The 21,435-nt window shown below is 46.8% G+C and carries 12 protein-coding genes; 8 read left to right on the top strand and 4 right to left on the bottom strand.

Annotation, left to right across the window (positions count from 1 at the left end):
- The first annotated feature begins 10 nt into the window (after nucleotides 1–10).
- Genes NXR94_RS08450 through NXR94_RS08425 form a run of 6 tightly spaced genes read left to right on the top strand, consistent with a single transcriptional unit; the run spans nucleotide 11 to nucleotide 11,321 of the window.
- Nucleotides 11–1,633: a sulfatase gene (locus tag NXR94_RS08450; RefSeq protein WP_258104182.1), complete on the top strand. Its 1,623-nt coding sequence runs from the start codon at nucleotides 11–13 to the stop codon at nucleotides 1,631–1,633.
- Between the two features lie 11 nt (nucleotides 1,634–1,644).
- On the top strand, nucleotides 1,645–5,115 hold the full coding sequence (locus NXR94_RS08445; protein WP_258104181.1) for a sulfatase-like hydrolase/transferase: 3,471 nt from the start codon (nucleotides 1,645–1,647) through the stop codon (nucleotides 5,113–5,115).
- A gap of 7 nt (nucleotides 5,116–5,122) precedes the next feature.
- Complete coding sequence (locus tag NXR94_RS08440) at nucleotides 5,123–6,664, top strand: sulfatase (protein ID WP_258104180.1); 1,542 nt, start codon at nucleotides 5,123–5,125, stop codon at nucleotides 6,662–6,664.
- A gap of 7 nt (nucleotides 6,665–6,671) precedes the next feature.
- Nucleotides 6,672–7,547, top strand: coding sequence for an alpha/beta hydrolase (locus NXR94_RS08435; RefSeq protein WP_258104179.1), 876 nt, complete (start codon nucleotides 6,672–6,674; stop codon nucleotides 7,545–7,547).
- A complete protein-coding gene (locus tag NXR94_RS08430) occupies nucleotides 7,522–9,171 on the top strand; it encodes a sulfatase (protein ID WP_258104178.1) in 1,650 nt (549 codons plus the stop codon). The genes NXR94_RS08435 and NXR94_RS08430 overlap by 26 nt, the downstream gene beginning before the upstream one ends.
- On the top strand, nucleotides 9,168–11,321 hold the full coding sequence (locus NXR94_RS08425; RefSeq protein ID WP_258104177.1) for a sulfatase: 2,154 nt from the start codon (nucleotides 9,168–9,170) through the stop codon (nucleotides 11,319–11,321). Before NXR94_RS08430 ends, NXR94_RS08425 begins: the two co-directional genes overlap by 4 nt.
- Before the next feature lie 504 nt (nucleotides 11,322–11,825).
- On the opposite strand, the gene NXR94_RS08420 is transcribed toward NXR94_RS08425, so the two are convergent.
- From NXR94_RS08420 to NXR94_RS08410, 3 genes are all read right to left on the bottom strand, one after another.
- Nucleotides 11,826–12,326: a hypothetical protein gene (locus tag NXR94_RS08420; protein ID WP_258104176.1), complete on the bottom strand. Its 501-nt coding sequence runs from the start codon at nucleotides 12,324–12,326 to the stop codon at nucleotides 11,826–11,828.
- 111 nt (nucleotides 12,327–12,437) lie between these two features.
- Complete coding sequence (locus NXR94_RS08415) at nucleotides 12,438–12,596, bottom strand: hypothetical protein (RefSeq protein ID WP_258104175.1); 159 nt, start codon at nucleotides 12,594–12,596, stop codon at nucleotides 12,438–12,440.
- 9 nt (nucleotides 12,597–12,605) lie between these two features.
- A complete protein-coding gene (locus NXR94_RS08410) occupies nucleotides 12,606–12,950 on the bottom strand; it encodes a cupin domain-containing protein (RefSeq protein ID WP_258104174.1) in 345 nt (114 codons plus the stop codon).
- Nucleotides 12,951–14,072: 1,122 nt separating this feature from the next.
- On the opposite strand from NXR94_RS08410, the gene NXR94_RS08405 reads away from it, so the two are divergent.
- Nucleotides 14,073–17,270: a cellulase family glycosylhydrolase gene (locus NXR94_RS08405; protein ID WP_258104173.1), complete on the top strand. Its 3,198-nt coding sequence runs from the start codon at nucleotides 14,073–14,075 to the stop codon at nucleotides 17,268–17,270.
- Nucleotides 17,271–17,347: 77 nt separating this feature from the next.
- Nucleotides 17,348–19,639, top strand: coding sequence for a sulfatase-like hydrolase/transferase (locus tag NXR94_RS08400; RefSeq protein WP_258104172.1), 2,292 nt, complete (start codon nucleotides 17,348–17,350; stop codon nucleotides 19,637–19,639).
- Nucleotides 19,640–19,933: 294 nt separating this feature from the next.
- Here NXR94_RS08400 and NXR94_RS08395 read toward each other — a convergent pair whose 3' ends face one another.
- On the bottom strand, nucleotides 19,934–21,430 hold the full coding sequence (locus NXR94_RS08395; RefSeq protein ID WP_258104171.1) for a sulfatase: 1,497 nt from the start codon (nucleotides 21,428–21,430) through the stop codon (nucleotides 19,934–19,936).
- Nucleotides 21,431–21,435: the final 5 nt, after the last annotated feature.

Raw genomic sequence — 21,435 nt, 5'->3', positions numbered from 1 at the left:
GGGTTGAGTTATGATGTTAGATAAGTTGAAAATGTTAGTGAGCAATACAGGAAAGGTGATAAACTACTTTATGATATTCATGGTCATTCCCCTGATTTTGAGTTGCCAGAAAAAGCAGCAGGAGGAGGAAGTGAAGCGTCCCAATATCCTGTTTATCATGAGTGACGACCATGCCACGCACGCGATCTCAGCCTATGGTGGTATTTATGACCAGTACCTTCAAACACCCAACATTGATCGGATTGCGAATGAAGGGGTGAAATTCAATAACGTGTTTTGTACCAATGCTATATGTGGTCCCAGCCGAGCAGCGATTTTGACAGGTAAATACAGCCACGTGAATGGATATTACAAAAATGAGTCGGGGGGTAAGTTCAATTCCGATCAATGGACCTTTCCGCAGGCGCTTCATGAAAATGGCTATACCACCTCACTTTTTGGTAAATGGCATTTGGGCACGGAGCCGGTCGGTTTTGATCACTTCAAGTACCATGACAATCCCGGTCAGCAAGGCTTTTACTATGACCCGGTGTACAATGAGAATGGTAAGAAGGTCACAGAAAAAGGATATGCCACTACTTTAACAACAGACTTTGCGCTGGAGTGGCTCTCAGATGCAAAGAATACCGACAAGCCATTTTTGATGATGCTCCAGTACAAGGCGCCCCACCGAAATTGGGATCCGGAGGAGAAATACATGGACCTGTTTGACGGTGTCAAAATGCCTTACCCTGAAACCTTTGATGACGATTATGAAGGAAGAGAAAAGACAGCCGGGGATACGGACATGACGATGGATTTCTTCAATCGCAAGGATATGAAGCTTATGCCGCCTGAAGGCATGGGTAACGGTGAGCTTCAGAAATGGCTTGGATGGGGAAATAAGAGAGGATTTGGTGAAGGATGGTTGCCTAATGATACCATGACGGTAGAGGAGGCGAGGAAGTGGAAATATCAGCGATATATCAAAGATTACCTGGCTTGTGTGAAGTCGGTGGATGATAATATTGGTAGGGTGTTGGATTACCTGGATGAAAATGGTTTGGCTGAAAATACTATAGTAATCTATACATCAGATCAGGGCTTTTATCTGGGTGATCACGGTTGGTTTGACAAGCGATTTATGTACGAGGAGTCTTTAAGAATGCCATTCCTATTGCGCTACCCGGCCATGGTAGAAGAGCCACTGGAAAACAATGACATTATCTCCAACGTGGATTTTGCCCCAACGATTTTGGAGTTCGCCGGAGTTGAGGCTCCTGGCCCCGTTCAGGGCAAGAGCTTTGTGGCGAATGTGAAAGGAGAAACCCCGGAAACCTGGGATCAGTCGATGTATTACCATTACTATGAGTTCCCATTCTGGCATCATGTACAGCCGCATTATGGGATTAGAAATGAGCGTTACAAGCTGATCCACTTCTACTACAACATCGATGTTTGGGAGTTCTATGATTTGGAGAAGGACCCGAATGAATTGAACAATGCGATAGACAATCCTGAATATGCATCGATCATTACCTCAATGAAGGAAGAATTAAAGGAAAAGCAAGCGGAATATGGTGATGATAAGACACTGGAGGAATTCAGGGCGATCACCGAAGCGGATTTTGGAACCTTTTCCGGCAATCACTAAATATTTGGAAGATGAGGATGAGAGGATATTTTTTAGTGTTGATTTTAGCGTTTGCCTTTATAGCGAATGCTCAGCGCAATGTATTATTCATTGCCGTGGATGACCTGAAACCATTGATTGGGTCTTATGGAGATGAGATAGCCATTACCCCTAATATTGATCGATTGGCAAGTATGGGGGTGACCTTCACCAATGCCCACTGCCAGCAGGCCGTTTGTGGTCCATCGAGAGCCAGTTTATTGACAGGTTTGCGTCCGGACCTTACCGAGGTCTGGGACCTGAAAACCATGATTAGAGACAAAAATCCCAATATTTTAACCCTGCCACAGCATTTCAGGCAGCAGGGCTATGAAACGGTGGGGATGGGGAAAATATACGACCCGAGAAGCGTGGATAAGGATTTAGACGAGGCTTCCTGGTCGACCCCATACATCATGCCTCCGGTTAATGACCCGACTTATGGGGAGCCTTACTTTTCGCATTATCAGTCGTCGGAAAATAAGAATCAATTTGATGAATTGAGGACCCGAGGAGAGGCTGGCGGACTTAGCGGAGGCGAGCTCAATAAATTTATGAGAGAGGGCTACAAGCCTTCCGTAGAAATGCTGGACATTGCTGATGAAGGTTATTTTGATGGCATGGTGGCCAAAACTGCGGTGATGCAGTTGCAGAGGCTATCAAAAGTGGATAAGCCTTTCCTGCTGTGTGTAGGATTTAAGAAACCACATCTGCCTTTTGCAGCGCCGAAAAAATACTGGGATCTGTATGACCGGGAAAAGCTTCCTTTGGCGGAGTTTCAGAATCACGCAGCCAACACCATCGAATTGCCTTACCACAACAGTGGGGAGTTGAATTCCTATACGGATATACCGGATGCTTATGGTGCGAATGGACTGGTAAAAGAGTCAAAGCAACGCGAACTGATCCACGGATATTACGCCTGTGTCTCCTATATCGACGCACAAATTGGTAGAGTGCTGGATGCTCTGGAAGCGAATGGGTTGAAGGGAAAAACGTCGATTGTGCTTTGGGGAGATCATGGCTGGCACCTGGGAGACCATAGACTATGGAATAAGCATACCAACTTTGAGCAGGCCACAAGAGTTCCGTTGATCTTTGCAGATCCGAGGTACGAAAAGGGGGTGCAAAACGAATCGCCGGTGGAGTTTGTGGATATTTTCCCAACCTTATGTGAGTTGAGCGGTATCCCGATCCCCGGAAACCTGCAGGGTAAGTCGCTTGCGCCTGTCATTTCCGGACAGGAAAAAGCAGTGAAAGAATTTGCGGTAAGCCAGTATCCCCGGGCGGGACACATGGGCTATGCCTTGCGAAATGATCGCTATCGCTATGTCGCCTGGTATAAGGATGGAGACATTTCAGACGAACAAAATATCCTGTTTAAGGAGCTTTACGATTACAAAAAAGACCCACAGGAAAAGGTCAATGTAGTGGCGCTAAACACTGCGCTTGCAGAGGATCTTCAGGCCCAATTATCTGCGCATCTGCGTTTACAAACACAACAAAAGAAAGCTTTTAAAAAGGCTACACGCCCGGAAAAGAAATCTTCCGCGGCAATTGAAACGGGAGCTAACCTGATCGATAATGGAGGATTCGAAGATGGAGATAAGGGATGGAGAATTTTTGGAAAATGCAAGATTGAAGTAGTAGACGATCAGCCTTATTCGGGAAACAATGCACTAAGGTTTACCGGAAGTAAGGGAGGAGCCCTTCAGCTGGTAAAAGACCTCAGGCCGGAAACGACTTATGAAGTAAGTGTGCTAGCTAAAACGCAAAATAACGAAGCAGTGATACTGAAGGTGGTTGAGTATGGTGGAGAGGATATCAAAATCAAATCGAAAGAGTCGGACTATGTGCAATTGAGCGCGGAGTTCACCACAGGAAAGGGTCAGGTGTCTGCTAAAATCGGCGTTCAGAAATATGGTGAGGGTACAGGCCTTTCATGGTTTGATGACGTGTCCCTCGTTGAAAAGAAATCCGCTGCGGAAATGATCCGGGGGGCATCCCTAAAGAGTATCATTGAAGAGCAATACAACGGAGATTTTTACCTCGGAGCCACGATCAATCATGATCAGTTAGGTACAGAAGCTGAGGCCATTCTGACCAGCCAATTCAACTATACCGTACCGGAGAATTGCGCCAAGCAATCACGGGTTCACCCTGAGCCCGGAGTTTGGGACTGGTTGCAGGTTGACGCGGTTATTGAGATGGCTGAGAAAAACGACCTAACCGTCCGACTGCATGGCCCCATCAGCCCGCAGGCATCAAAATGGGCAAAGGATGATGTGCGCACCCCAAAAGAGTTGGAAAAGGTGATGGAAGAATACATGACCGCTCAATGTAAAAAATTCAATGGCCATCCGAATATCAAATGGATGGATGTGGTGAATGAAACGGTGGAAACTGACGGGACCTGGTTCGGGCCAAAAGAAGATATTGCCGAGTGGGAAAACCCATGGACGATCATCGGAAGTGATAACGACAAAAATCAAACCCCACTGTATATTTCCAGAGCATTTGAGATTGCTAATAAGTTCGCACCGGACATCAGTCAGGTCTACAACCATCATGGCGGCATGGAGCCGGTCATGTGGGAGCGGGTCAAGGAGACCATTTTGTATTTAAGAGCAAAGGGTTTGCGCGTGGATGGCATGGGCTGGCAGGGACATCTCCGCAGTGACCGGCCTCTGGCATTGAGTCCGCAGGAATTGGACTACCTGTCATCATTGATTGATTGGGCACATGCCAATGACCTTGATTTTCACGTGACCGAAATTGATTACAAGATTTGGGACGGCAACAAAACCGAAGAGGCCCTAAGGAAGCAGGCAGATGCCTATGCCAACGTGTTGAAAATTTTGCTAGCTAAAAGAGCAACAGGAGTAGTCACCTTCAATAGCTGGGGCATCGTAGACGGCAGAGGTCGTCATGCAGATAAGTTCCTGTTCATGTTTGATGAGGAGGGTACACCGAAGCCAGCCTACTACGCAGTGAGAGAAGCCCTTTTAAACCCTGAAGCACCACTGGTGTTATCAAGTAAGTTGCCTGTTTTTAGCGATGATTTTGAGAATGGAGATTTTGAGAAAAGCTGGATCCAATTTGGTCAAAACAGACCTGAGTTGGTACAAAAGGAGGCAGCAAATGGCAAGGCCTGCGTGATGATGGCGGCTGACAAAACGGGCATGAAAAAGCAGTTGAATGACCTGAAGCCAAAGACCAAATATGGAGTGGAAGTGTGGATCAAAGCTCCGTCGGGAATGGTCTCCGCGGTGAAAGTGGATGGCTATGGAGGGGAGCAGATCGTGAGCCGCGTCAAGGGAGATGGCGAATACCAGTTGGGAACCCTTGAGTTTGAGACAGGAGCAACCTCCACATCAGCCGAGCTCGTGATCAACAGGTGGAAAACAGAGGGCGGAGGACAGGTCTACATTGACAGCGCCCTGGTTTTTGAAATAACAGAATAGACGGAACATGCGAGCTAGTTATAAAGGCGTAGTAGTATGGCTGGTGATCATACTTCTTGGGTTTCATCTGAAAGCACAGGAGAAAAACGTGTTATTTATCATCGTGGATGATCTGAAGCCGATGATTAATGGTTTTGATCAGGAACAAATGATCACTCCGAACCTGGATGCGCTGATGGCGAAGAGTACCTCGTTTACCAATGCCCATTGCCAGCAGGCGGTATGCGCTCCCTCCAGGGTGAGTTTTCTGACCGGAATGCGACCGGACTACACGAAGGTCTGGGACCTCAAGACCAAAATGAGGGATATGGTGCCCGATATTCTGACCATGCCGGAGTACTTTAAGCAGCAGGGTTATGAAACCGTAGGGATGGGGAAGGTATTGCACGGTGCAGTAAAGAACGACGTCCAATCATGGACCCGGCCTTTCGTGGAGGATTTGGATCTGACCTATGTGGATGGATATGGGATCCCGGCCAATTTCGATTACCAGAGCCCTGAGGCATTAGCGCTCTATAATGAAATTAAGGAAGACTACCCCGGCGATCCTACGAGCGATAAGGTTTGGCGGGCAGTCAATCGCGAATTCAAAAAACGAGGGGTTAGACAGTCAACAGAATGCATTGATGTGCCGGATGATGCCTATGCCGATGGTGCGATTGCTTTGGAAAGTATGCGGCAGATGGAGGAGTTGAGTAAAGGGGATCTGCCCTTTTTTATGGTGGTGGGTTTCCATAAGCCCCATTTGCCTTTCGTGGCACCAAAGAAATATTGGGACCTGTACGATCGTAATGAAATTCAGTTAGCGGAGTTTCAGGAGCATGCCCAGGGTTCTCCCGCCTATGCCTATCATACGTTCGGGGAACTAAAAAACTACTCGGACATAAAAGGCAGTCTCAATGAAAAGGGAGCCGTCATCGAAGCTAAGCAACGTGAGTTGATCCATGGGTATTATGCATGCGTTTCCTATGTCGATGCGCAGATTGGGAAGGTACTTGGCTTTTTGAAAGAATCAGGACTGGAGCGGAACACTACCGTGGTTTTGGTGGGTGATCACGGTTGGCACCTGGGAGATCATGGGCTTTGGAACAAACATTCCAATTTCGAGCAAGCTACGCGGACCCCACTCATGATCTCCGATCCTGATTATGCGAATGCTCAGCGAAATGACAGTCCGGTAGAGTTGATTGATATTTTTCCAACCATTTGTGACCTGACGGGTGTTGAAACTCCGGGCCATCTTCCCGGCACGAGTTTACTTCCTATCGTTTCCGGAAAAACAAAAAAGGTGAAGGAAGCAGCCCTCAGCCAGTACCCTAGAGGGGACAGAATGGGTTATGCGCTGAGAAATGAGCGCTATCGGTATATAGAGTGGCATCAGGGAACGAATGCACAAAATGGCAACTACAAGGAAGAAAACCTCATCGCGACCGAGCTTTATGATTATGAAGAGGATCCCCTCGAAAAGGTCAGTCGGGCCAACGACCCGGAATATGATCAAGTGATGGCGGAGATGAAAAGCTATCTAAAATCTTGTATTGAAAAGTAGTGACCATATGAAAGATTATAAGATTCAAATAGCGTTGACTTCGTTATGCCTTTTCGGCGCATTAATGGTTGTCGCGCAGCAGCGAATAGAAATTGAATCAACCGCCATCCTCTACAAGCAGGTTGATACGACTCAATTGTATTTGCATATGTACCGGCCGCTGGACTTTGATGATCAGAAAACCTACAAGGCCATTATGTTTATCCATGGTGGTGGCTGGAACCAGGGAGATCATAAAGCTTTCAAACGGCAGTGCATGTACTTTGCTTCCAGGGGCATGATCACTTTTAGTATCGATTACCGGGTTAAAGACGTGCATGGCACTACACCTTTTGACGCAACTCAGGATGCGTATCATGCCTACCAATACCTGCTAAAGCATGCCCGGAAATTGAGTATCGATAAGAAAAATATTGTTGTGGGGGGCGGATCAGCCGGTGGGCACCTAGCTACGACCACGGCGTTTTGGGGGAAATCTAAGGAACGTCCCGCGGCATTGTTGCTCTTCAATCCCGTGCTGGATACCGGTCCTGAAGGTTTTGGTTACCAAAGAATGGAAGGAAGACATGAGGAGATCAGCCCAATTGACAATATTGGAGAAAATCAGCCACCTACCATTATCATGGTGGGGACAAATGATAAAGTACTGCCTGTTCCCACGGCCAAACGTTATAAATCTTTGATGGAAGAAGCCGGGCAAGTCTGTCGTCTCGTGCTTTATGAAGGACAGGAGCATGCCTTTTTTGCGCGAAAACCCATTAAATTCTTCATTGATACGACCGATCAATGCGATCAGTTTTTGCAGGAGTTGGGTCTGATTGAAGGGGAATCCACGATAACTGAACAATATGGAGAATATGAGGTTGAGGTGCGTATTCTTTAGTTTTTTGATAGGCATCCTGTCCGTTGAACTTGCTGCACAGCAGCAACCCAATATTCTTTGGCTCACGTGCGAAGACATCAGCCCGACCTTATCCATGTATGGTGATGCCACGGCAAGCACTCCAAACCTTGATCGCCTGGCAGCAGAAAGCCTCATCTTCACGCAGGCATTTGCTACGGTAGGCGTCTGCGGACCATCGCGCTCCTCTATCATAACGGGAATGTACCCCATTTCCATTGGGACCCAACACATGCGGGCGGGCAAGGATATAATGGGCTGGGGAACGCGAGAGTACTCCGGTGAATCGAAAGCTCAGGATATCAATGGACTCCCGGTGCCGCTCTATTCAGCGGTCCTTCCTTCTGCGGTGAAGTGCTTTACAGAGTATTTGCGAAAGCAGGATTATTTCTGTACCAACAACCCCAAGACGGATTACCAGTTTGCAGCACCGCTGACCTCCTGGGATGAGAATGGTAATGATGCCCATTGGAAACACAGAGAGGAAGGGCAGCCCTTCTTTGCAGTCTTCAACTCTAGTACGACGCACGAGTCCAGGATTTGGTACAATGCCAAAAAAAAGCTGACAGTTGATCCGGCTGAAGTTCCGCTACCCGATTACTATCCCGATACAGAAACCGTACGTCGGGATGTTGCCAGAAACTATTCCAATATCGAATTGATGGATGCGGAGATAGGGGAGCGGATCCGAGAACTGGAGGAAGCCGGCTTGCTTGATAATACGATCATTTTCTTTTTCAGCGATCACGGTGGGCCGCTGCCGAGAGGTAAGCGCGAGCATTACGTATCTGGCTTGCGTGTGCCGATGATGGTGCGGCTACCTGACCAGCTACAGCAGGAGTTTAGAGAGGAGATGGTTTCATTTGTCGATCTCGCGCCGACCATCCTTTCCTTAGCGGGAATTGAAATTCCAGATCATCTGCAAGGTCGTGCCTTTTTGGGAGGGCAGAAGACCACGGGAAAACCCTACATTTTTGGGTCGGGAGATCGTTTTGATGAGTTCAGTGATCGCATCAGGAGTGTGATCACAAAGGACTTTGTCTATGTGAGAAACTACCACACCGAATTGCCGGCCTATAAAGACGTAAGCTATCGAAAGAGCATCCCGATGATGAATGAATTACTGGAAATGCGTGCCGCCGGAAAGCTTGATGAAAACCAGGAGTACTGGTTTAGAAATACAAAAACGGCTGAGGAGTTTTATGTCAGAGCTACCGACCCATTTAACTTGAACAATGAGATCCGCAATCCTGCATACGAGGAGGAGATTACCGAACTGAGGAATGTGATGGATGCCTGGCTAGCCGAAGTAGGTGATCGCAGCACGATTCCAGAAACAGAAATGCTCAATGAAATGTGGCCTGATGGCGTTCAGCCTGTTTGTCCTGCACCTAAAGTCGAATGCAAGAAAGGGGTGGTGACTTGCAGTACTCAGCTAGAGGGAGCCTCTTTGGCCTACCACCTGACGAGCGAGTCAGTAACCCCGGGCACGGAGTCCGGCTGGCAACCTTATCACCAACCAATACAGCTGAAGGAAGATCAGCATATGTATGTGGTCAACACAAGGATCGGATACAGGGATAGCGAGATCATAAAAGTGAAATGATGAACACCAAGAGAAAAGTTTGCCTGATGGCATTAATGGCCGTACTATGCTTTCATGCCAGCGCTCAGAAAAATGTACTGATTATTGCTATTGATGATTTGAAGCCATTGTTGTCCGCGTATGGAGATGACCTGGCCGTAACCCCTAACATCGATCGCATTGCTGCCAGAGGGACCACCTTTTTGAATGCCTCTTGCCAGCAGGCTGTTTGCGCACCTTCAAGGGCGAGTCTGCTCACAGGTTTGTATCCGGATGAAACAGCGGTCTATGATTTAAAAACACTGATAAGGGATAAAAACCCCGACGTCATCACTTTACCGCAGCATTTCAAACTCAATGGCTATTACACCCTTGGCGCCGGAAAACTCTTTGATCCTCGTTCTGTCGATGATCAATATGATACTGTGTCCTGGTCCGAAGAGTATCAGCACTCAGTGAGTGAAAGTTATTATGATGCGACCACGGGAAGTGGTTATAAAGGGTATCACAACCCGCAGACTCCATCAGACGATGCGGCATTTGAGCAATACATGATAGATAACCCGGGCGCGAATGAAAGTGAAGGAGTCAAGCTCTTTCCCGATGCCAAGCCCTCAGCAGAAGGTCTGGAGCTTCCGGACAACTCCTATAAAGATGGGGCCACAGCCGAATGGATATTGCAAAAGCTGGATCAGGTGAATGAAGCCTCTAACCCGTTTTTCCTGGTGGCAGGCTTCTCCAAACCTCACCTGCCCTTCAACGCACCTAAAAAGTACTGGGACCTCTACGATATCAATGATATAGCCATCGCGTCATTCCAGGAGCAACCGGCGGACGTGCCGACCATGGTCTGGCGAAACAATGGCGAGATGACCAATAGCTATTCTGATGTTCCCTATTTCCAGGATCGGGACCTGAACGATGAGGAGCAGAAAAAACTGATTCACGGCTATTTTGCTTGTGTTTCCTACATTGATGCGCAGATCGGTAAGATCATTGATAAAATGGATACGACGGGGCTCATGGATAATACGACCATTGTCCTGTGGGGCGACCATGGCTGGCATTTGGGTGATCACAACCTTTGGGGCAAGCACTCCAACCTTGAGCAGGCGGTACGTTCCCCGCTGATCATTGCAGATCCTGGGATGGGGGCTGCGGGCCAAAGCTCCAATTCTCCTGTGGAGTTTGTAGACATCTACCCAACACTCTGTGACCTGACGGGCTTATCAAAGCCTGATGAATTGAGCGGAAAAAGCTTGTTGCCCATACTCGAGGACGCTTCAGCGACTGTCCGATATGCGGCGATGGGACAATTTCCTCGTGGAGCCTATATGGGATATACCTTGCGCAATGAACAGTACCGCTACACGAAGTGGGTGCAGATGGATTATGATGCAGGAGAGCGATATGGAGCGCCCGGAGGTTTCCAGCTTTATGACCTCGACAATGACCCTAATGAAACCACCAATCTGGCAGAGGATGTGGCCTTTCAGGCGGTGATTGATTCATTTGAGTTGGAGTTTACAAGACGCAGTGTGGCGCAGTCGACCCTGTCCGGCTATGTAAACATCAAAACTTGTGAAAGCAGCTACACTGTTGCGGGAGAAACTTATGATGCTCCGGGAGTGTACCAGCAGACTTTGACGGCTGTCTCAGGAGAGGATAGCGTGGTCACGATAGAAATAGAAAGCGTGAATGCCGTAGATATTGACATTATAGTCAGTGGAAATACCCTCTTAAGCACAATGGAGGGCGTGGCTTACGAGTGGATCAATTGCGAAACAAATGAAGCTATAGCCGGTGCCACTGGCAGAAACTTCACTCCCGAAGTGCCCGGAAGCTATGCCGTGAAGTTGTGGCTCGATGACTGCAGCTATCTATCTGACTGCGCAGCGGAAGGAGAAGAGGAGATCCTGGGGATTGATTCTCAGGATAAACTGATCCTTTACCCCATGCCCTTGCGAGAGGGAGTGATGAGTGTACAATTGGATCGGACATATCATCAGGCAGCCATTCAATTGATCAACCTCTCCGGAGAGGTACTCCTAACAAAAGAAAAACAAAATATCAATCAATTCACCTTAAACCTACCCGTAGATAAAGGCCTTTACCTGCTACAGATGGATCTGGATGGCGAGCGGGTCGTAAAAAGAGTGGTCGTGGAGTGAGGGGGTAGCACGTACCAGCCGCTTCTTATGATTGATAGGATTTGTTAGTTGCTTTAAATTGTTGTTAGTCCCTCTGCTCGAGCGCAATTGCATTGCGCTCGAAATATTGTTTGTCCTGTCTAAGCTTCCACATTATAAATGCGGAGCAGCTAAACCAACTATGTAGTGCAGCCTGTCTGCGTGAAGGCGGGCTGGTGGAAAATTGGTGGGCGGATGAGCAATTTAGAGATGAGGAGGAACGACGAAGTAATATTCTCTAATTAATTGATATCAGTCTTCACACAAGGAACCTTATTTGGGCTTTGGACACCCATAGGGTGGAGGGGCAGGTGCGTCTCAAATACAGCTCCGGTGAGAAGACGCGGCCTCACGGCCGTGGAGTGTAGTCACTGGAGTGTAGTGCTGAGGGTGTTCTGTGTTATTTGCTCCAACCCAACATTACCCTCGAAATATTGTTCGTGCTGTCTAAGCTTCCGCATTACAAATGCGGAGCAGCGTAATTAGTTATGAGTCTTTGGATTTATTTTTTGGCTGAAACAAAGCATCAGGCATCAGGGTAGGTTCTTCATTGAGCTCTTGAAAAATTTTAGAAACTTCAGCTTGAAAGGATTTATTGAAGTTTTGATTCTCTCTCTTCCAAAAATCTCGAAGAGCTGGCGTTTGACAGAGGGCTTTCAAGTTTGTTCTAAAGGCACCCCAGTCTTCAGTAGAAACTAATTTATTCCTGTATTGATAATGTATGTTTTCATAACTACGGAAAAAAAAATAACTGTAAGTCGCCAGGTAAAGAATTTGCTCGGTTTTAAGCTCCTCGCCTTTTAGATGTTTATTAAATATTGACCGAAATTCTGAATCGCTGAAGTAAGTAATGGTGTTGGATAACAGTGATTCAGAAATTGCTTGTCTTGCATTAGATGCGGCAATGTTGGTGCTGTCTTTTATTTGTTTCGCCAGGTAAATCAATGTCCATATCACGGCAATAGCACTGACTAATTCTACAATCAACTGAAGCACTTCCAGGTTCATGTCTTTGTTTGGTTATGGCTAAGGTTTGTAAGTTGAGTTTGTGCGGCTATGATTTCATACATAATGTTATATGCCGTTTTGATCAAATTATTAATTTTTACTTTTATCAATACATCTATATCCATACTTTTCACCCAGTTCATTACAAGCTTCTACAGTAAGTGGGATGGACTTGGAAAAATACTTTTCATGAGCTTCTCTAAACCATTGATCAGCCCCTGGCTTATCAAAAAAGAAAAGGAGTTCCATGGGGCCATCTTATGATACCTTCAATTTATGTTCACCACCTGCTGGAACGAAAATTACGTAGCCGGTAGAGATATTTTGTTCTTTACCATCAAATTCTGCAGTTCCATCTCCGTTGATTACATAAAAGAATTCGTCGGCTTCATCGTGTACGTGAAATGTTGTTTCAAAGCCGGGAGGCAATTTATCAATGATCATTACTCCCCCTTGTGTTCCACTCTTTGGACGGCCTTTTATGGTTCGCTTTGAACCTGGTTTTTCACCTTCGTCCGGTTTAAGTACATAACCATGACGTATAGATTGCGCTGTAAGAGTCAATGAAATAAAAAAAAACAAAGACAAAAGAGTTTTTTTCATTTAGATGTTCATTTTTTATGAATCTAATTGTGTCTTATAGCATCCAAATCTTGTGCTCCTATGCATATGCCTGGATTAAAATCCAACAGTGAGCCGATCATAACCGGCTAAGTCGCTCATCTTCAGTATAAAAATACGATTTGCTCGATATTTCGCAAGAAATACATTCGGTTTATTCTATATAAGATAGAACAGTGAGCAGTTATCATTCGTCCGTTTTAATTACCCGCCAGAAAGTCAATCCTGAAAGGATCTTTGGAGTAGTTGTTAGTCCCCCTGCTCGAGCGCAATTGCATTGCGCTCGAAATATTGTTCGTACTGTCTAAGCTTCCGCATTACAAATGCGGAGCAGCTTAAAGGTTGACGAAGCTGTAAGCTGTGGTTTTTACGTTTTGGAGGGCTGACGAAAAAATGGCGGCAGATGAGGGTAGGGGCCTCGCGCGTTTATTTTTTCAGTGTCTTTTGCCTACTTTTTGACAAGAAAAAGTGGGAGCCTCTCCGGCTTGAGGAGGGATAATTGTTTGATGGGATTCCTGCCTTCGAGGCCCGGCCTCCGCGGCCCGGCCTCCGCGGCTCGACCTCCGCAGGAATGACCTACCAATGCTGTTGCCGTCATTGCGAGAGAGGAACGACCGAAGCAATCTTTTTCAATTGTAAGATTACTTCGCTCCGCTCGTAATGACGTCCCCGGCGATTAGTTAACAGTTAGTAAACCACCAGAAAGTCAATCCTGAAAGGATCTTTGGAGTTGGTTGCCAGGAATAATTGGCGATGACGTACTGATGTTGTTTCCGTCAATGTGTGGCGCGAAGCAGTCATGCAATTATTTGATGGGATTCCTGCATTCGCAGGAATGACGATTATAGTTTGGTTCTTTGATGACTTCGCGGCCCGACCTCCGCAGGAATGACGTATCCAGATTATAACCGCTGCTGAAACTACTTCATCCAAACATCCCTCATTTCCTTAATAAAATTCGCCCACAAAAAGGCTTATAACAACACCCCAAAGCCCCTTGTACATTTTCAAACTGTTAAAAACAGCATTCAAACCTTAATGAAAATTGATAAAATGATATTTAAGGCATGATTTACTCCCATATCATTAACAAAACCTATAATTATGATTACAAAGAATTTTACCATTTGGGCGTCGATCGTGATGCTATTTACTACCTGCTTTTCCTTTGCGCAGGTCTCACCCCATGACATGGTGGAGCGCATGGGCCGGGGAATCAATCTAGGAAATGTACTTAGTGCCCCTCAACCAGGAAATTGGTCACCCTACCCTACAGAAGAATATTTTCAGGACCTGCAAGATGCGGGATTTACTACGGTGCGTATTCCAGTTCGCTTTGAAAACAGAACGGGAGAAACGGCTCCCTACACGGTAAGTACGGATTACCTGGACAGCCTGGAGCAGTTGACAGACTGGGCCACTGCAAGAGGCATTGTAGCCATCATTGATGTACATGGCGACCACTGGTTTTGGGAGAGTTATAAAGAGGAGAGTGCCTATTGTCCACTCACCTCAGGGTGTGCACCCTCTCAGGAAGACTACGATCGATTCATGGCAATTTGGGATCAGATTTCGGAACATTTCAAGGACAAGTCTGATGACGTGCTGTTTGAGATCATGAATGAGGCCTATTTCAGTATGAGTGCGGCGGAAGTTGATCAGGTGAATACGGATGTCCTGGCAATTATCAGAAGTAAGGGATCAGTCAATGCCTATAGAAATGTCATTGTCACAGGAGGGGGAGACAACTCTTATAGAGCGCCACAGCAGCTTTATCCCTCATTTATACAGAGCGATGATCATCTGATTGCTACCTTCCACTATTACCTACCCTTTAGTTTTACCAAATCATCCAATCCCGGAGAAAATACCACTCCTGTATATACCTGGGGTGACCCGGATGAGAAAGCCGAGTTGGATGGGCATTTTGACGAAGTGTCCCTTTGGTCCCAGGAGCATAATATACCCGTATTGCTAGGTGAATTTGGTGCGGATAACGAATATGGAATAAACTACCATTTTGACTCGCCTGGCGATCCGCTGGGAGATGGTCCTGAACCAGCCTCAAGAGAAGAGTATCATAGGTATGTGGCTCAGGCTGCTATTAGTAGGGGCTTTGCCTTTACTGCCTGGGATGCAGGACCCAAATCCAATAAGACCATTCACCTACGTACCGATGCTTACGGTTCTAATTATTTCGGAGATCCCAGCATCAAGTGGCTGGATAACATCAAAGACGCATTGTTCGAAAGTGGTGAGTGGAGAAGCGCCATACCAGTGCCCTACGAGCCTCAAAATCAACTGGTTTGTAATGGAGGTTTTGAGAACTCAACGTTCACAGAATGGACTGAAGGAGGATCAATCAGTACGTCTTTAAATCAGGCTGATAAATCAGAAGGAAATCAATCCCTCTCAGTACAGGTCAGTACGATCGAAAGTTGGAAAAACCGGATAGAAAGTTGTGACATGCAGTTGGACGCAGGGCAGCGCTATAAAATGGGTTTTTACGGAAAGTCAGGAAGCGGTAACCCTCAAGACATGAAGGTGATCATGCGTGAGGGCACTTCGGCTGTTCAGACTGAGAGCATGACGGTCAACAGTGGTTGGAGTCTTTATAATTGGGAATATACTCCTGCTGCTCTGCAGACCATTTATTTTCGTGTAAGTTTCCTGGAAGATGCAGATTACCTGGTTGACGGTTTCTATTTGGATGCCTACACACCTAACTTTTTCCCTACCACGGATTTCACCTACACTGCGAACGAACTGGTGGTCGATTTTGATGGTTCGAATGCAAAGGATAGTCTGGGGTCCATAGCCAGCTGGGAATGGGATTTTGGAGACGGGAGCCCAGTTTTTGTTTCAAGCTCCGCTAATGCAAGTCATACCTACGCCACGGGTGGAGACTACACCGTACAACTTAAAGTCATTGATAATTCAGGGGCTGCTGATAGTCTTGAGCAGGTCGTGACCGTTGAGGTTGCGGCCACGCCACCAGTGCCTCCATCCAACCTGGTATTGGATGTGAATGGTTGCTCAGGGATTAATCTTAGCTGGACGGATAATTCGTCAGATGAGCAGTCTTTTAAAATCAAACAAAGTACCGATGGAGGTTTGACCTATGACTACCTCGATGAAGTAGGGGCGAATATTACTTCTTATGCTGTAAGTGAGTTGACCGAGGAGACGACCTATTTCTACAGGGTCTTTTCCTACAATGGTTTGTGGTCGAATGGAGCCGTTTCGGGTTCTGCTACCACCGAGGCCTGTCCTAATGTGTTACCTACAGCAAGTTTTACCTATGTGGCAACTGACCTCTCGGTTGATCTCGATGGATCAGGGTCTACTGATTCTGATGGAAGCATTGCCTCCTGGTCTTGGGATTTTGGCGATACCAATACAGGTGCTGGAGAGACCGCTAATCATACCTATGCAAGTGCAGGTGACTACACGGTGAGCCTTATTGTAACGGACAATGAAGGAGCTACGGATACGGTAGAACAAGTGGTATCAGTATCTGCGCCGGCGCTACCTAACCCACCTGCGGGTAACTTCCTTCTGAACCCTGGCTTTGAGTCGGGAGTGACCACGAACTGGTCTTTGAACACCTGGGGAGGAGCTGACGGTAACGTCAATCCTGAAACTACCAATAGAAACGTTTATGAAGGTAATATATCCAATCAGATGGACGTCACCGTTCCGGTAGATATGGGTAAGGTAAGCGTGCAAAGTGATATCTATGAATATGCTATGGAAGGAATGACCATTGATGTTTCGGCCTGGGTGCTGACACGAAGTAATGGCATGACCTTCAGGCTTCAGGTGATATTTTATGATGCCAATGACAACGCAACCTACAGCGCGGGCCCAACCGAGAGTCTCTCAAAAAACAACTACACTCAGTATACCCATCAGAATGTAGCTGTACCATCAGGTACGCAAAAAGTACAGGTGAGACTTCAGGCAGGAGCAGAAGGTGGTACCTATTACTTTGATCAGGTTAGCGCCATATTAAGTGGTGGTTCAGGCGCCAGGGGAGATGAGTCAGCATCAGCATTAGGATCCGACCCGAATACGTCATTCAAAGTCTACCCAAATCCGGTTGCGGATCTACTTAACGTTACTTCTCCCGGGGAAGTGGAGCAGCTAAGCATGTTTGATCATTCAGGAAGGCTTGTTCTCGTACGCATGAATCCGCTTGGATTGGTGAATGTCTCTGGGCTTCATTCAGGTCTTTACTTTTTACAGATAAGAACGAAGAGCGGGGAAAGCTTTACTCAAAAAGTAATTATCAGACACTAATCAACCAGTTAAGGAATAGAGCGAGGTGATGGCCGGAATGCCATTGCCTTGCTTATTTCATCAAAACAGATAAACGAATGAACAAGAAATTTATATCAGGTTTTCTGATTGGGCTTTGCCTGATCATGCAAGACCTCCATTCTCAACAGCGAAACGTACTTTTCATAGCCGTCGATGATCTTAAGCCCATGATTGGCGCATATGGAGATCAGGTGATACAAACTCCCAATATGGATAGACTGGCAGCGATGGGTACTGTCTTTACCAATGCCTCATGCCAGCAGTCCGTGTGCGGTCCGTCCAGAACAAGTATTCTGACGGGTTGGTATCCCGATCAAACAGAGGTGTATAACCTGAGTACACAAATGCGGGACAAAAATCCTGATGTGATCACTTTGCCTCAGCATTTTATCGCGAACGGATACTTCTCGACAGGAGGAGGGAAAATGTACGATCCGCGAAACGTGGATAATTCATTTGATGCATCATCCTGGTCCGAATCTTACAAGCATACCATACCGCTCGCTTATCATGATGCGGTGTTGGGGCGTGGCTTTCAAGGCTACCACAACCCTGCCGTAGAACCGGCTTATCAGGATTATGAACAATACCTGGTGGACAATAACATTACCAGCAATCAGGAGAAGAATGAAGCGCTCAAGCTGTTTCCGGACGCGAAACCAAGTGTTGAAAATATGGATGTACCTGATGATGCTTACAAAGATGGTGCGGCAGCGAGTTTTCTGATCAAAAAACTGGATGGGCTTACGGGTAGCTCTCAACCGTTTTTTCTATCTGCAGGCTTCTCCAAGCCCCATTTACCTTTTGCGGCTCCAAAAGCTTACTGGGATTTATATGATAGAAATTCGATTGCTGTTCATCCCGAACAGGGCCAGTCAGCCACCATTCCGGCTTTTGCATACGACATAGATGGTGAATTGCTTTCCAGCTATTCTGACACCCCGCTTTCAGGAACGATCAATGAGGCAAAGCAGAAGGAGCTCATCCATGGCTACATGGCCTGCGTTTCTTATGTGGATGCGCAAATTGGGAAGGTGTTGGACAAGCTAGATGAGCTGAACCTCACTGACAATACCGTCATCGTACTGTGGGGGGACCATGGGTTTCATCTTGGCGACCACAGTCAATGGGCAAAGAAGACCAACTTCGAGCAAGCTGTACGATCTCCGTTGATGATCTATTCCCCGGATACCGGTTTGACTAATAACGTGACCGATGCGCCGGTTGAGTTAGTAGATGTTTATCCTACCGTATGCGCATTGGCAGGAGTTACGCCACCTGCAGGTCTGGCCGGAACATCACTGGTTCCACTTCTTAATGATCCAACCGCGTCAGTTCGGTTTGCGGCTATGAGTCAGTACCATCGCGATGGAGATAAAATGGGCTATACTTTGCGAAATGAACGTTATCGCTATACCAAATGGATTCATATGGACTATGATAATGGAGAACGAATAGGGCCCGTAGTTGGACATGAGTTCTATGACTATCAGGTAGACGAATATGAGACGGTCAACCTATACGGGGATAGCAAGTACGATGTAGTGATCGCTGCTATGGAGGCTGAGTTCGCTTCGCGAGGAGTTGCCCAAAGCGCTGTACCTCCCGGACAGGATAATTTCCTTCTGAACCCGGGGTTTGAGGAGGGCATCTTAAATAACTGGTCACTCAATACCTGGGGTGGAGTGGTTGCTGAGAATGGCTATGCCTCGCAGGCCAATACCTATGAAGGGGATAAAGCCTACAAGCTGGACGTTACCACTGCAGTCAATAAGGGCAAGGCGTCAGTCGAAAGTGACATTTACGAGCTGGCAATGGAGGGAAAGACCTTAAATGTTTCGGTGCGAGTCAAAACCAAAGACGCAGGTATGAATTTTCGTATTCAGGCGAAATTTTATGACGTGAATGACAACACCTCTTATCGTGCTTCCGATGTATTTGCCCTTCCGGAGGATACCTATGATGAGTACACCTACAGCGTCGACGTTCCCACAGGAAGTACAAAAGTAGCCATCCGCTTTCAGGCAGGCGGTGAAGTGGGTAAGTACTTCCTCGATGCGGCCTATGCTGCGATCGTGGACAATGCCTCAGTCCGATCGTCTTCTGAGCTGATGCAATCGACCAGTGAAACTTTGAGCGTCTATCCTAATCCTGCTAACGGGTTTGTATCTGTTAAAGGAGTAGATATTCAGTCCATCAAAATGTACGATCTTTCGGGAAGCAGAGTTAATCCAACTTTCGTCAATAATCAGCAACTGGATGTCAGCCACTTGAAGGATGGGATTTACCTCTTACTCTATCAGGATGGGGAGCAAAGACGTTCTACAAAATTGAAGGTAGAGCACTAGGTTTAGTTTGGTTAAATAAATGTCCGCCACTTTTGTGATGGACATTTTTTTGACCTTTCTCGTCTGGCCTTTCGACCCGATGGATCCACGAACAGTTTTCAGTATCAATTACCCGCCAGCAAGTCAGTCCTGAAAGCATCTTTGGAGGTGAATGCGGGGAACGGTTAGAAATCCCATCAGGTCTTGCGAACTGATGAATTTTCATACCCTTCATTGTGTAAGTAGCAATAATCACAGAAAAACCGTCACCTAATCAGGCGACGGTTTTGGTTAAAAAATACTGATTGAAAAGACCTATTGGATATCCTTCTTTTTCTTACCCTTCTTCTTTTTATCCACTTTATTAGGCTTTCCCATATAAGCAACTACTTCCGTTCTCCAATTGTTTATTATTGTGATTAACTCATCCCGTTTTTCAGGCATGGAATCCGATAGGTTATTTTGTTCTTCCGGATCATCGGCCAGGTTATATAGCTCTACCTTGTTGAATTCATAGAAGTCCAGCAGCTTGAAGTCACCCAGTCGGACGGAGGTATTGGATTGGTCTCCTGTGCTCGTTGGACGAGGTACAGGTGAATGCCAAAAGACAGGCCTGTCGGTATTTTGAGTTTTTCCTTTAAGCAGCGAGGGAGCGAAACTTACCCCATCAAGGTGCGCAGATTCTTCTGGTGGTAATCCACACAGATCCAAAAGTGTAGGGAAGTAGTCCGTTCCGGTCACAAGGGTGTTAGAGTTTCCGGGCTTAATACCGTTCGCCCAGGTGACAAACATAGGAACCTTGATGCCTCCTTCGTAATTATGCCCTTTCCCTGCTCGTAGCGGTAGGTTTGAAGTCGCCAGTCTTCGGCCATTGCCCCTGTTGGAAAGCCCTCCATGATCTGAGGTGAACACAATGATCGTGTTGTCCGCGATTCCCTGCGCCTCTAATTCGGCCATCACCCTGCCGAAGCTTTCATCGATGCTCTCGATCATGCCTGCATAAACAGGGTTGTCTTGTCGAAGCTTGGTGTCTCCTGTCCAGTTTTCGTGCGACACTTCGGGTACTTCCTCATCCCCATACAGGTCTTTAACCTTTTTTTGGTAGGCCTTTACCTTTTCCTCCTTCGCTTCAAAAGGAGTGTGTACGCCGTAATGGGCCAGATAGATGAAGAATGGTGTGTCCTTATGATTTTGGATGAATGATACCGTTTTGTCCGTAAGGTGGTCGCTCAGATACTTGCCTGCTTCTACATCATCCAGGTTCAGGATGTCTTTTTCATGGCCGTTACCTTTTCCTGATGTTTGAGTGTTGTAAGGATAAAAATAGGATTTTGGAGCTCCGGCATGTCCACCGCCATAGTTGTAGTCAAATCCCTGCGTGTCAGGATAGGATTCCGCTGAGGATAAATGCCATTTGCCGGCGAAGAAGGTGGTATATCCCGCTTCTTTAAATGGTTCGGCCATCGTCCTCTCTTCATCCTTCAATGCGCCCTCACCCGGACCCGGACATTGTATTCTTGCCGGGTATTTGCCCGTGATCATCGCGTATCGCGAGGGGACACATCGGGGATGTGCTGCGTATGCCTGGGTGAAGATCACTCCTCTTTTTGCCGCCGCGTCAATGTTGGGAGTTTCATAGAGTGGTGAGCCGGCATAGCTCACATCTTTCCATCCAAGATCGTCTACCAGGAAGAAGACCACATTCGGTTGTTTCTTTTTCTTGATTGGATTAGAACCATTCCCGAAAAGGGTTGTGGGTAAAATGATGCCCAGAATTAACAGGGCTATAAATATTGTTCTGTATGTTTTCATTGGGG

Source organism: Marinoscillum sp. MHG1-6 (genome assembly GCF_024714475.1).
In the GTDB taxonomy this organism is placed as follows: domain Bacteria; phylum Bacteroidota; class Bacteroidia; order Cytophagales; family Cyclobacteriaceae; genus JAMZMI01.
This window is presented reverse-complemented; position numbering and strand designations above follow the sequence as displayed.